Below are 12,486 nucleotides of genomic sequence, written 5' to 3'. Positions count from 1 at the left end.
GCAGTGCGATAAGACACGAAAGAGGGGAATGATTTCCCCTCTAATAATCTGCATCTTAAATCTGGTTTACAAGCTCAACAGCTTGGCCGATGTAATTGGAAGGCGTCAGTGCTTTGAGCTGCGTTTTCGCTTCGTCTGGCAATTCGAGTCCATCGATAAACTCAGCCATGATTTGCTGATTTACTTTCTTGCCACGGGTTAATTCTTTGAGTTTTTCATATGGCTTTTCAATGCCATAACGACGCATAACGGTTTGAATCGGCTCTGCGAGTAATTCCCAGTTGTTGTCTAATTCATCCAGTAAACTCTGCTCATTCACTTGTAGCTTGCTGATCCCTTTCAGGGTGGCTTGGTAGGCAATGATGGCATAACCCACACCAACACCTAAGTTTCTTAGCACCGTTGAGTCAGTTAGATCGCGCTGCCAGCGAGATACAGGAAGTTTAGTGGCTAAGTGACCAAACAAAGCGTTGGCTAAGCCCAAATTACCTTCTGAGTTTTCAAAATCGATAGGATTCACTTTATGGGGCATAGTGGAAGAGCCAATTTCCCCCGCGATGGTTCTTTGCTTAAAGTGACCTAATGCAATATAACCCCAAACATCACGGTTAAAATCAATCAATATGGTGTTGAAACGTGCAATGGCATCGAATAATTCAGCGATATAATCATGGGGTTCAATTTGCGTGGTGAAAGGGTTCAATGTCACGCCTAAGCTAGCCACGAACTCTTCTGCAAACTGCGCCCAATCAAGACTAGGGTACGCGGATAAATGCGCGTTATAGTTACCTACGGCGCCGTTTACTTTACCGAGCACCGCGACATTGGCAATTTGGTTACGCTGGCGCTCTAGACGATACGCAACGTTGGCCATTTCTTTGCCCATAGTAGTGGGTGAAGCGGGTTGACCGTGGGTACGTGCCATCATCGGAATATTCTGATATTCCTTGGCAAGGCGTTTAAGCTCGCTAATTAATTTGTCACTGTAGGGCAAGATAATGCTATCGCGCGCTTCTTTAAGCATCAGTGCGTGTGACATATTGTTGATGTCTTCTGAGGTACACGCAAAGTGAATGAATTCATTTACTGCATTCAGCTCTGCGTTATCCGCTACTTGTTCTTTTAGAAAGTATTCAACCGCTTTAACATCATGGTTCGTGGTGCGCTCAATTTCTTTGATACGCCCTGCGTGGCTTTCATCAAACGTGGCCACTATGTTATCGAGTAATGTATTTGCCTCTGCGCTAAAGGCTGGTACTTGCTCGATAGATGCAGTTGACGCTAACTTTTGTAACCAGCGAACTTCAACTTGTACCCGATACTTTAGTAAACCGAACTCACTGAATATACTGCGTAACTCTGCTGTTTTTTCAGCGTAACGCCCGTCAATGGGGGATACGGCGGTTAATGCGGATAACTGCATGAAATGTGTGCTCCTAACGTGATTGGTTAATTTGCGCTAATGCTTGTTCAGCGCACTCTAAAATGCGCTGCCGGTTGAATAATACTTGTCGGCGTTTACCGCCGAGCTGTCGCCACAATACAGCGGAGCGCAGACCTGCTAATAACAGAGCTCGCACCTTATGTTGATTATCACTTTGCTTGAGCAGCTCTGGGTCGCCAGATACTTGAATTTTCGCGGTAACAGGGCTAACAACATCACTGTATATACTGGCCAAATTAGACAGCATTTGCCCTTCAAACAAATCTAAGTGAAGTTGTTGGCGTTTTATATGATTAATTCTGTCGCCCAATTCATTCATCCGCTTAGCTGAGCGGGCTAACTTGCGCTCAATACTCAGCAAATTAGCGATATAGCGAGTAATTTCTGTGTCTTTTGGGGTCGCGCTATTCCCTAGTTGCGCACGCAGCATGTCAAATCCGATTTTTAAATTGCCGATTTGGCCATACACCTGTTCAGTATTATCTGGTTCGGTGATGATGATGCTTTCAATGCTCGCTTTGAATGCCTGCTCGTCGCACGTTCCATGCTTAGACACTTGTTTAACTAATGCTGCCGCTTGGCATACACCTGCTAATGCCAGACTTCTTTCTATTTCGCTGGTGTTTAAATTCTTCTTGTTCGAGTTTTGCATTAACGAATATAGCTCTCTATTATCCCGCCACCTAAGCAGACTTCATTTAAGTAAAACACGGCCGATTGCCCAGGAGTCACTGCTTTTTGTGGCTCATCGAACATAACCCGCACGTTGCCGTCAGATTCTGGTGTTAGTGTGCAGGCAATGTCTTCCTGGCGATAACGTGTCTTAACACTGCATTTCATTGGCGAGGCAGGTCCCGTTCGGTCGACCCAGTGCAATTGATTGGCGATTAAACCGTTGGAGTAAAGGCGAGGGTGGTCTGCACCTTGTCCAACAATCAAAACGTTACGTGCCATGTCTTTGTCAACCACGTACCATGGATCGTCACCGAACTCTTTCATACCACCTATCATTAGGCCTTTGCGTTGACCCAAGGTGTGATACATCAGCCCCTGATGCTGGCCAATTTCTTGGCCTTCTGGCGTTTCGATAACGCCGGGCTGCGCAGGGAGGTACTGGGATAGAAAATCAGTGAACTTACGCTCACCAATAAAGCAAATGCCGGTGCTGTCTTTTTTATCGTGGGTGATAAGCTCTTGTTCTTGAGCAATTTCGCGTACTTGTGGTTTTTCTATATCACCAATTGGGAATAACGTCTGACCAACATGCTGTTCGCCTAAGGTATACAAAAAGTAGCTTTGGTCTTTGTTATCATCCATACCGCGAAGCATTTGCCAATGGCCATCCACTTCACGGCGGCGCACATAATGTCCAGTCGCGATGTAATCGGCTTCAAGTTCTTCTGCGGCGAATTCAAGAAACGCTTTGAACTTAATTTCTTTGTTGCACATGATATCTGGGTTCGGCGTGCGTCCTGATTTGTATTCCTCAAGGAAATATTCAAACACGTTGTCCCAGTACTCTGCCGCAAAGTTAATTTGATGCAATACTATGCCGAGCTTATCTGCAACTGCTTGAGCGTCTTTTAGATCGTCAGCCGCTGCGCAATATTCATCATTGTCGTCTTCTTCCCAATTCTTCATGAAAAGGCCTTCAACTTGATAGCCTTGCTGCAGCAAGATATAGGCTGAAACAGAAGAATCGACACCACCTGACATACCAACAATAACCTTTTTCTGGCTATTACTGGCTAACTCGGTAGCACTAAGAGAATGAATATAAGGCATGATAAATAGTAAAGTCTCAGTAAAAATGGTGGCGAATTCTAGCAAATAACCGCGCATAGATCATCTGCATTGTAAGCATAATATGTGACATTATGTTGTACGGGTGATGCTAATCGAGTTCCACATATTGACCGGTATCGATGCCGTCTAACGTCCAATTTCCGATTCGATAGCGAACTAGTCTAAGGGTAGGGAAGCCGATATGGGCAGTCATGCGTCTAACTTGGCGGTTTTTACCTTCGCTAATGGTGATAGATAGCCAACTGGTAGGAATGGACTGCCGAAAACGCACTGGCGGTGTGCGAGGCCATAAGGCGGGTTCAGGCATTGATTCAACCTTAGCAGGGCGAGTTAAACCATCTTTCAGTTCTACTCCGTCACGCAACGCTTGTAACTGTCGTTCTTGTGGGATCCCTTCCACTTGAACCCAATAGGTTTTTGACGTTTTCTTTTTAGGGTCGGTAAGTTTGCTTTGTAGTTTACCGTCATTAGTGAGTACAAGTAGACCTTCGCTGTCTTTATCTAAACGTCCGGATGCATAAATATCAGGAATAGGGATAAAATCCTTCAGGGTCTGTCTGCCAGTGGCATCGGTAAATTGGGTTAAGACATTAAAGGGTTTATTAAAAAGTACAATTTTTGTACGGCTGGCGGGCGTTTTTGGCTTTTTATATTGATCAATGTTCATTTCTTGTAACTTATTATGAATAAAACAGCTGAGTTATTTTGCACTCTGGCACGAATTGTTTATTATCTTCGGGCGAAATTTTCAATCTCACTTTACCTGATGTCAGGATCGGATGTGTTAATTCCTGATAAATTTACTAAATGACCGCTATTTAGCAGCAGCCAATGTGCTTTATATCAGTCTACACTAATCCGGTAGCTCTCTACCGCAACATTTGAGGTATATAATGACAACTCAGAAGTCAAAGATTATCTATACGAAAACTGATGAAGCTCCCGCGCTGGCAACATACTCATTGCTACCAATAGTTGAGTCGTTCGCTTCATCTGCTGACATTGAAATCGAACTTAGCGATATATCATTAGCAGCACGTATTTTGGCCAATTTTGCTGATTATTTGAGTGACGAGCAGAAAGTACCTGATGCCCTAGCAGAGTTGGGCGAGCTCACACAAGACGCAGCAACGAATATCATTAAGTTACCTAATATCAGTGCTTCTAAGCCACAACTTAAAGCTGCTATAAAAGAATTGAACGATAAAGGGTTCAATGTACCGGCTTACCCCGAAGACCCAGCGACTGATGAAGAAAAAGACATCGAAGCGCGTTACTCTAAAGTATTAGGCAGTGCCGTAAACCCAGTGCTTCGTGAAGGTAACTCTGACCGCCGTGCCCCTAAAGCAGTAAAAAGCTATGCACGCAAAAATCCACATTCAATGGGAGCGTGGAGCCAAGCGTCACAAACTCATGTTGCCCACATGCGCGGCGGTGATTTTTACTCAGGTGAAAAGTCTGTAACGGTGAAAAACGCCGGTCATGTGCGCATCGAATTCACTGACAATAACGGTCAAGTAAACGTATTGAAGCCACGAGTTGATTTGCTTGCTGGCGAAGTGATTGATGGCATGTTTATGAGCAAGAAAGCCCTTTGTGATTTCTTCGAAGAACAAATTGAAGATGCAAAGCAAACCGGTATTCTTTTCTCATTGCATGTTAAAGCGACCATGATGAAGGTGTCTCACCCGATTGTATTCGGTCACTGTGTTAAAGTGTTTTACAAGAAATTATTTGAAAAGCACGCTGCGTTATTTGAAGAATTAGGTGTTGATGCTAACAATGGTTTGGGCAGTGTTTATGACAAGATAGCCACTTTACCCGAGTCTCAGCGCGCTGAAATTCAAAAAGATATTAATGCCTGCTACGCTGACCGTCCTCCTATTGCGATGGTTAACTCAGATAAAGGTATTTCTAACCTTCACGTACCAAGTGACGTAATCGTTGATGCTTCAATGCCAGCAATGATCCGTTCTTCTGGGCAAATGTGGGGTCCTGATGGAAAACTGCATGATACTAAAGCGGTTATCCCAGAAAGCACTTACGCGACTATCTATCAAGAGATGATCAACTTCTGTAAAACCCACGGTGCATTTGATCCCACCACTATGGGGTCTGTCTCAAACGTTGGTTTGATGGCGCAAAAAGCGGAAGAATACGGCTCTCACGACAAAACATTTGAAATGACAGGTGCTGGTAAAGTACGTGTTATTGATCAAGACGAAAATGTGTTGATTGAGCATGACGTAGAAGAGGGCGATATTTGGCGTATGTGTCAGGCGAAAGACGCGCCTATCCAAGATTGGGTTAAACTAGCAGTTAACCGCGCGCGCCAATCTGGCGACCCGGCAATTTTTTGGTTAGATGATGAGCGTGCTCATGATGCTCAGCTAATCGAAAAAGTGAATACCTACTTAAAAGATCACGATACAGAAGGCTTGCACATTGAGATAATGGCGCCTGTGCGTGCTATTCGTTATTCAATGGAACGCGCCCTTCGTGGATTAGACACGATTTCTGTAACTGGTAACGTTTTACGCGACTACCTAACAGATTTGTTCCCTATTCTTGAATTGGGTACCAGTGCAAAAATGTTGTCTATCGTACCTTTGATGGCCGGTGGTGGTTTGTTTGAAACAGGCGCTGGCGGTAGTGCTCCTAAGCACGTTCAGCAGTTTGTTGAAGAAGGTCACCTACGTTGGGATTCACTCGGTGAGTTTTTAGCAATTGCTGTATCAATTGAAGATTTGGCAATCAAAAATGACAATGCGAAAGCGAAAGTATTGGCTAAAGCATTAGATGCCGCGACCGAGAAATTGCTAAACGAAGGTAAATCACCTCAGCGTAAAGCAGGGCAACTTGATAACCGAGGCAGTCATTTCTATCTTGCGATGTATTGGGCTGAAGCGTTGTCGACGCAAGCTGAAGATGCGTCATTAGCGGCTAAATTTGCGCCATTGTTCAAAGCGCTTAGCAGCAACGAAGCTAAAATTGTTGCTGAGATTGATGCAACTCAAGGTTCGCCAGAAAACATTGGTGGGTATTACTACCCAGATGATGCATTGCTGACTCAAGCAATGTGCCCAAGTGCAACATTGAACACCATTCTAAAAGATTATAAATAAAAATTTTTAATTAAGCATAAAAAAGCAGACCTTCAGGTCTGCTTTTTTTATGACCAATCTTTTATTGTTCGGGCTCACCGTTAAAGTCGATGTTTTCAGCGTGTAGACCCTTAGGCCCTTGCTGCACATCATACTTAACTTCTTGCCCGGCTTTCAACGAGCGGTAACCTTCCATTTGGATAGTTGAGTAATGAGCAAAAATATCATCACCACCATCTTCTGGAACGATAAAACCAAACCCTTTTGCGTTGTTAAACCATTTTACTTTGCCAACAGCCATACTTCTGCTTCCTTTTAATCCCTTGAACTGACGCATATTTATCCCCACAATGAACCATGGGAAAGGCGAAAATGTTAAAATAACAGATGTCGCACTAGAAAATGTAGATTTTTTAACCTGTTTTTGTCAAGGGTAAATTGATAAATAAACGAATGTTAATAAAACTGCAAAATTTGCACTAAGGGCACTATTCTTCTTATTATGAGCAAAGACAACACAATAAACATAGAGCGTGAAAAGCAGCTAGACACGGTTAAGCAAAAGTTAGCGCCACCACCCATGTATAAAGTTTTGCTGAATAACGATGATTACACACCGATGGATTTCGTGATCGAAGTATTGGTTAGGTTTTTCAACTTGGACTCAGAAAAAGCCCATCAAATTATGTTGACCGTGCACTATCGAGGTCGAGCAGTATGCGGGGTTTACACCGCCGAGATTGCCGAAACAAAAGTAATGCAAGTCACCCAGTATGCCAAGAAGCATCAACACCCGTTGATGTGCACTATGGAACAGGTTTAGCGCAGTAAGAGGGTCTAAAAATGTTAAATAAAGAATTAGAACAAACGTTGAATGAAGCGTTTATCTTTGCTCGAGAGCATAGACACGAGTTCATGACAGTCGAGCACCTTCTGTTGGCTTTGCTTGATAATGGCTCTGCAACCGAAGCACTACAGGCGTGTGGTGCAAATGTCGATATTATCAAAAAAGAGTTAACCGATTTTGTAAAAGACACTACGCCACTATTACTTGAGGACGCAAATAACGAACGCGAGACTCAGCCCACTTTGGGTTTTCAGCGCGTATTGCAACGTGCGGTATTTCACGTTCAATCTTCGGGTAAAGAAGAAGTGACAGGAGCCAACGTTCTGGTTGCTATTTTTAGCGAGCAGGAATCGCAGGCAGTATATATTCTGAAAAAAGCCGATGTTACTCGCCTTGATGTGGTTAACTTTATCTCCCACGGCGTGTCCAAGAATGATGAAGAGACACCGCATTCTATTGAGCAGGACGAAGAGGGCGCAGGTCAAGAATCTGGTTCGTCTATGCTAGATCAGTATTCCACGAATCTAAATGAGCTCGCCAAAGAGGGAAAAATTGATCCTCTGATTGGGCGTGACTTTGAGGTGGAGCGCAGTATTCAAATACTCTGTCGTCGCCGAAAGAACAATCCTTTATTGGTCGGTGAAGCAGGGGTAGGTAAAACAGCGATTGCGGAAGGCTTAGCCTTTAGAATTGTTCACAATGATGTGCCTGACGTCATCGCTAACGCCGTAATTTACTCTCTGGACATGGGTACCCTCTTAGCGGGCACTAAATACCGTGGTGACTTCGAGAAGCGCCTTAAAGGGATATTGAAAGAGTTAGCTAAGGATCCCGATGCAATTTTGTTTATTGACGAAATTCACACCATCATTGGCGCGGGTGCAGCATCTGGCGGAGTCATGGATGCATCAAACCTATTAAAGCCCAAATTAAGTAGCGGAGAGCTGCGCTGTATGGGCTCGACCACGTATCAAGAGTACCAAGGTATTTTTGAGAAAGATCGTGCATTAGCACGTCGCTTCCAGAAAGTGGATGTTATCGAACCGTCAGTGGCTGATACCACAAAAATATTGATGGGCCTTAAGTCTCGGTATGAGGAGCATCACAGTGTGCGCTTCACGCAGAAAGCGATTCGCGCCGCGGCAGAGTTGTCAGCGAAATATATCAATGAACGCCACTTGCCAGATAAAGCAATTGACGTAATGGATGAGGCCGGGGCAAGTCAGCGCCTATTGCCGCCCTCGAAACGCAAGAAAACCATTGGTGTGACGGATATTGAGCACATCATCTCAAAAATTGCACGTATCCCTGAAAAGTCTGTGTCATCCAGTGACAAAGAATCGCTGAAAAATCTTGATAGAGATTTAAAATTGGTGGTGTTTGGTCAAGATCAAGCAATCGATACATTGACTGACGCTATCCGTTTGTCTCGAGCAGGCCTCGGTGCAGAAACCAAGCCAATTGGTAGCTTTTTGTTTGCTGGCCCAACGGGGGTTGGTAAAACGGAAATTACCCAACAGCTTTCAAATATTATGGGCGTTGAGTTATTACGCTTTGATATGTCTGAATACATGGAACGTCACGCAGTGAGCCGTTTAATTGGTGCGCCCCCAGGGTATGTAGGCTTTGATCAAGGCGGGTTACTGACGGATGCTGTGATTAAGCACCCTCATTCTGTGGTGCTGCTGGATGAAATTGAAAAAGCCCATTCAGACGTGTTTAACATCCTATTGCAGGTAATGGACCACGGAACACTGACAGACAACAATGGCCGTAAGGTGGACTTCCGCAATGTTATTTTGGTGATGACCACGAATGCTGGGGTCCAGGAAACTATTCGTAAATCGATTGGTTTCAAGCAACAAGATCATAGCCATGATGCAATGTCTGAAATCAATAAAGTGTTTACCCCCGAGTTTAGGAACCGTTTAGACGCGATTGTGTGGTTCAATCACTTGGAGCAAGACGTGATATTGCAAGTCGTTGATAAGTTTATTATTGAGCTGCAAGTTCAGTTGGATAACCAAGGTGTATCTTTGGAAGTAACAAACGAAGCAAGGCAGTGGTTAGCGCAAGAAGGGTATGATAGAAACATGGGCGCGCGCCCTATGTCTCGTGTTATTCAACAGCAGGTCAAGAAAGAGCTTGCCAGTGAATTGCTGTTTGGTGAACTTAGCCAGGGTGGAAGCGTCAAGATTTCGTTGAAGAACAAGAAACTGGTTTTCACTTTCAAAGCGTTGAAAGAAGAGAAATCTGAAGCCTAGAGAGCTGAGCAGGTAAGTGTGAGGGCCAAACGGCCCTCACCACTAAATTACAGACATAGAAAAAGGCCCAATGTTTTAGCAACATTGGGCCTTTTCTTTTACTGTATTCTAACGAGCGCGGTAAATAATACGCCCTTTAGATAAATCATATGGCGTCATTTCACATGTTACTTTGTCGCCTGTTAAGATGCGGATATAGTTCTTACGCATCTTTCCTGAAATATGTGCAGTAACAACGTGACCGTTTTCTAATTCGACACGAAACATAGTATTTGGAAGGGTATCCAACACTGTACCTTCCATTTCAATACAATCTTCTTTCGCCATGTAGCTCTGTTACCTCTGTAAATAATAAGTCTCAAAAATGCCGCGCAGATTTTGCCCAATAACGACGGCCGTGTAAAGCTTTACCAGTCTTTTTTTGAAATTAGCTGCCATTTTTGCTCAATAAAGCGCTCGTGGGGCAAAAAATTGCGCTTATACTGCATCTTCTGACAGTTATCGATTTGATAGCCTAAATATAAATGTTGTTTGTTTAACCGCTTGGCTATCGAAATTTGCTGCAATACCGCAAACGTACCTAACGAGCGCTCAGCTAAAGAAGGTTCGAAAAACGTGTACACTGCCGAAAGTGCGTTTTCCAATGCGTCAGTTACAGCAATGCCGACCAATTCACCTGACAAGTGTAACTCAATGTAAAGTGGGTCTAACCAATCACCATGGGCAAAGCTTGCGTATTGCTCTGGCGTGGCAGGGTACATGCTGCCGTCTTGGTGCCGCGTATTGATGTATTTCTCATATAAGGAGTAATAGTGGGCTTTGTCTTGCTCACTGAGTACGACCGTTATATCGCTGTTACGTTTGAGGATACGCTTTTGGCCTTTGGATGGTGCGAAGTCAGCTACTGGCACGCGAATAGCCTGACAAGCAGTGCAGACGCCACAATGGGGGCGATAAACCTGAGCACCACTTCGGCGAAAACCAGCGGCCATTAGCATTTCATAATAGGTGTTGTGCTCTGTTTCCTCTGCGTACACGAGCAGTGTTTCCTGCTCATCAGGCAAGTAACTGCAAGGAAAACTCTGACTAATTCCAAATTTCATTATGGTTGCGTTAATTCTCTAGGAAGCCACAACGATTGATCCATTGGGTGTTTCACTGCTTCTTTGAGCCTGTTTAAAAACTCAGCCCTTGGCATTTCGATGCATCCTAGGCTAGCCAAATGATCATTCTGTAACTGACAATCAATAAACTCACAGCCGTTTAGGCGTAAAAGTTCCACTAAGTAAAACATAGCAAGCTTGGACGCATTCGTCGCATAGTGAAACATTGATTCACCGCAAAATACATTACCGGGGGTAACACCATATAAGCCGCCAACGAGTTCTTCATCATCCCATACTTCAATTGAGTGCGCGCCACCGCAGCGATGCAATTCTATGTAGGCATTGATCATGTCATCCGTGATCCAAGTTCCCGAAGATTGCCGTTTTACTTTGGCGCATGCATATATGACTTCATCAAAGCGCCGATTGACTGTGACGCGCAATGATGTTTTTCGAATAAATTTCCTTAAGCTCTTCGACACGCTAAAATTATCTAAAAGCAAAATGCCTCGCGGGTCTGGTGACCACCATAAAATTGGTTCATTGGCACTGAACCAAGGAAATATACCTTGCTGATAAGCATGTAATAAGCGGTTTACCGACAAATCACCGCCAAAAGCGAGCAGGCCGGGAGGATCAGTTAACGCGTGAGCTGGCGGGGGGAAATGCAAGGATTTATCTAATTGAAACAGTTCAATCATACTGACTCAGTGAAGTAAAAGGCCTCATGTGAGGCCTTATCTGTAGAACGTTTATAGGGCGTCTAAGAATTTCTCAGCATCTAGTGCTGCCATACATCCTGTGCCTGCTGATGTAATGGCTTGGCGATATACATGGTCACTTACATCACCTGCAGCAAATACACCCTCAACACTGGTTTGTGTTGCATTCCCGGCGGTGCCACTGTTCACTTTGATATACCCGTCTTTCATCTCCAATTGGCCTTCAAATATCCCCGTATTCGGTTGATGACCAATAGCAACAAACAGCCCCATTACATCTAGCTCTTTACTTTCATCAGAGGTGGTCGACTTGATGCGCACACCCGTGACGCCCATTTGGTCGCCAAGCACTTCATCAAGCGTGCTATTCAAGTGTAGGGTTACGTTGCCGTTCTCTGCTTTATCTAATAAGCGTTGAGATAGTATCTTTTCGCTTCTAAAGGTGTCACGTCTATGAATAACATGCACTTCTGATGCGATATTAGATAAATAAAGCGCTTCTTCAACGGCTGTGTTACCGCCGCCAATCACAGCAACTTTTTGGTTACGATAAAAGAAACCATCACAAGTAGCACAGGCCGAAACACCTTTACCCATAAATGCTGTTTCTGATTCCATTCCTAAATATTTTGCGGACGCCCCAGTGCAAATAATCAGTGAATCACAAGTGTAGGTACCTGCATCACCCACTAAGGTGAACGGGCGTTTTGTCAGATCTGTTTTATTGATGTGATCAAAAATGATTTCAGTATCGAATTTTTCAGCGTGCTGCTGCATACGAACCATTAAATCAGGACCTGTTAGTCCTTCAGCATCGCCGGGCCAGTTCTCTACTTCAGTTGTCGTGGTTAATTGCCCACCTTGCTGAATGCCAGTTAACAGTACAGGGTTTAAGTTTGCGCGCGCCGCATAAACAGCAGCCGAGTAACCCGCAGGACCCGAGCCTAAAATAAGTAATTTTACGTGTCTTGATTCAGACATGAATGTCTCCAAAGTAATTTTGTGGGCGATTTTATGCAATAGCGCCAATGAGGTAAAGCGGTTCTCTTTTTATTACGCATAGAAATGCGTCTATACAGGTAACTTTCAATCTTTATGGTATGAAAAATTAACTATAAGTAATATTTCATTGTTATTTAGGCCGAACTAATCCTAAGGATAACTTTCTAAACAGTGATCTTTTCGCTAATATT

General features: G+C 44.0%; 12 protein-coding genes. 3 read left to right on the top strand and 9 right to left on the bottom strand.

Annotation, left to right across the window (positions count from 1 at the left end; all coding sequences use genetic code 11):
- Positions 1-55: 55 nt before the first annotated feature.
- The 4 genes from purB to AC0VYA_RS11955 all read right to left on the bottom strand — a co-directional run bounded on the left by purB (position 56) and on the right by AC0VYA_RS11955 (position 3,917).
- Positions 56-1,423, bottom strand: a complete 1,368-nt coding sequence (purB, locus tag AC0VYA_RS11970; protein WP_011575175.1) for an adenylosuccinate lyase — start codon at positions 1,421-1,423, stop codon at positions 56-58.
- 13 nt (positions 1,424-1,436) lie between these two features.
- Entirely contained in the window at positions 1,437-2,096 is a 660-nt protein-coding gene (gene hflD / locus AC0VYA_RS11965; protein ID WP_011575174.1) for a high frequency lysogenization protein HflD, read from the bottom strand.
- Entirely contained in the window at positions 2,096-3,229 is a 1,134-nt protein-coding gene (gene mnmA, locus AC0VYA_RS11960) for a tRNA 2-thiouridine(34) synthase MnmA (protein ID WP_475491067.1), read from the bottom strand. Before mnmA ends, hflD begins: the two co-directional genes overlap by 1 nt.
- Positions 3,230-3,338: 109 nt before the next feature.
- Complete coding sequence (locus AC0VYA_RS11955; protein WP_011575172.1) at positions 3,339-3,917, bottom strand: pseudouridine synthase; 579 nt, start codon at positions 3,915-3,917, stop codon at positions 3,339-3,341.
- 226 nt (positions 3,918-4,143) lie between these two features.
- Here AC0VYA_RS11955 and AC0VYA_RS11950 point away from each other — a divergent pair, with 226 nt between their 5' ends.
- A complete protein-coding gene (locus AC0VYA_RS11950; RefSeq protein ID WP_011575171.1) occupies positions 4,144-6,375 on the top strand; it encodes an NADP-dependent isocitrate dehydrogenase in 2,232 nt (743 codons plus the stop codon).
- A gap of 61 nt (positions 6,376-6,436) precedes the next feature.
- Here the strand turns inward: AC0VYA_RS11950 and cspD are convergent, their stop codons facing one another.
- Positions 6,437-6,655, bottom strand: a complete 219-nt coding sequence (gene cspD / locus AC0VYA_RS11945) for a cold shock domain-containing protein CspD (RefSeq protein ID WP_006990872.1) — start codon at positions 6,653-6,655, stop codon at positions 6,437-6,439.
- Between the two features lie 201 nt (positions 6,656-6,856).
- Between cspD and clpS the strand changes: the two genes are divergently transcribed.
- Both clpS and clpA read left to right on the top strand, forming a co-directional pair.
- Positions 6,857-7,177 carry an ATP-dependent Clp protease adapter ClpS gene (gene clpS, locus AC0VYA_RS11940; RefSeq protein ID WP_006990871.1) on the top strand — a complete coding sequence of 107 codons (321 nt, stop codon included), beginning with the start codon at positions 6,857-6,859 and terminating at the stop codon, positions 7,175-7,177.
- Between the two features lie 20 nt (positions 7,178-7,197).
- Positions 7,198-9,465 carry an ATP-dependent Clp protease ATP-binding subunit ClpA gene (gene clpA, locus AC0VYA_RS11935; RefSeq protein ID WP_011575169.1) on the top strand — a complete coding sequence of 756 codons (2,268 nt, stop codon included), beginning with the start codon at positions 7,198-7,200 and terminating at the stop codon, positions 9,463-9,465.
- A gap of 108 nt (positions 9,466-9,573) precedes the next feature.
- Here the strand turns inward: clpA and infA are convergent, their stop codons facing one another.
- The 4 genes from infA to trxB all read right to left on the bottom strand — a co-directional run bounded on the left by infA (position 9,574) and on the right by trxB (position 12,274).
- The gene (gene infA / locus AC0VYA_RS11930; RefSeq protein WP_006990869.1) at positions 9,574-9,792 is read right to left on the bottom strand and encodes a translation initiation factor IF-1; all 219 of its coding nucleotides are present in this window, start codon (positions 9,790-9,792) and stop codon (positions 9,574-9,576) included.
- 80 nt (positions 9,793-9,872) lie between these two features.
- A complete protein-coding gene (locus AC0VYA_RS11925) occupies positions 9,873-10,568 on the bottom strand; it encodes an arginyltransferase (RefSeq protein WP_475488397.1) in 696 nt (231 codons plus the stop codon).
- Positions 10,568-11,272 carry a leucyl/phenylalanyl-tRNA--protein transferase gene (gene aat / locus AC0VYA_RS11920; protein ID WP_475488396.1) on the bottom strand — a complete coding sequence of 235 codons (705 nt, stop codon included), beginning with the start codon at positions 11,270-11,272 and terminating at the stop codon, positions 10,568-10,570. Before aat ends, AC0VYA_RS11925 begins: the two co-directional genes overlap by 1 nt.
- 51 nt (positions 11,273-11,323) lie before the next feature.
- Positions 11,324-12,274 carry a thioredoxin-disulfide reductase gene (gene trxB, locus AC0VYA_RS11915; protein WP_006990866.1) on the bottom strand — a complete coding sequence of 317 codons (951 nt, stop codon included), beginning with the start codon at positions 12,272-12,274 and terminating at the stop codon, positions 11,324-11,326.
- Positions 12,275-12,486 lie beyond the last annotated feature (212 nt).

The sequence above is a fragment of the Paraglaciecola sp. QJM3NY_14 genome (genome assembly GCF_056173245.1).
This window is presented reverse-complemented; position numbering and strand designations above follow the sequence as displayed.

What these genes read in the sequence shown, in the direction of transcription:
- purB (WP_011575175.1), bottom strand. Translation starts at nt 1,423, where the DNA reads ATGCAGTTATCCGCATTAACCGCCGTATCCCCCATTGACGGGCGTTAC.
- hflD (WP_011575174.1), bottom strand. Translation starts at nt 2,096, where the DNA reads ATGCAAAACTCGAACAAGAAGAATTTAAACACCAGCGAAATAGAAAGA.
- mnmA (WP_475491067.1), bottom strand. Translation starts at nt 3,229, where the DNA reads ATGCCTTATATTCATTCTCTTAGTGCTACCGAGTTAGCCAGTAATAGC.
- AC0VYA_RS11955 (WP_011575172.1), bottom strand. Translation starts at nt 3,917, where the DNA reads ATGAACATTGATCAATATAAAAAGCCAAAAACGCCCGCCAGCCGTACA.
- AC0VYA_RS11950 (WP_011575171.1), top strand. Translation starts at nt 4,144, where the DNA reads ATGACAACTCAGAAGTCAAAGATTATCTATACGAAAACTGATGAAGCT.
- cspD (WP_006990872.1), bottom strand. Translation starts at nt 6,655, where the DNA reads ATGGCTGTTGGCAAAGTAAAATGGTTTAACAACGCAAAAGGGTTTGGT.
- clpS (WP_006990871.1), top strand. Translation starts at nt 6,857, where the DNA reads ATGAGCAAAGACAACACAATAAACATAGAGCGTGAAAAGCAGCTAGAC.
- clpA (WP_011575169.1), top strand. Translation starts at nt 7,198, where the DNA reads ATGTTAAATAAAGAATTAGAACAAACGTTGAATGAAGCGTTTATCTTT.
- infA (WP_006990869.1), bottom strand. Translation starts at nt 9,792, where the DNA reads ATGGCGAAAGAAGATTGTATTGAAATGGAAGGTACAGTGTTGGATACC.
- AC0VYA_RS11925 (WP_475488397.1), bottom strand. Translation starts at nt 10,568, where the DNA reads ATGAAATTTGGAATTAGTCAGAGTTTTCCTTGCAGTTACTTGCCTGAT.
- aat (WP_475488396.1), bottom strand. Translation starts at nt 11,272, where the DNA reads ATGATTGAACTGTTTCAATTAGATAAATCCTTGCATTTCCCCCCGCCA.
- trxB (WP_006990866.1), bottom strand. Translation starts at nt 12,274, where the DNA reads ATGTCTGAATCAAGACACGTAAAATTACTTATTTTAGGCTCGGGTCCT.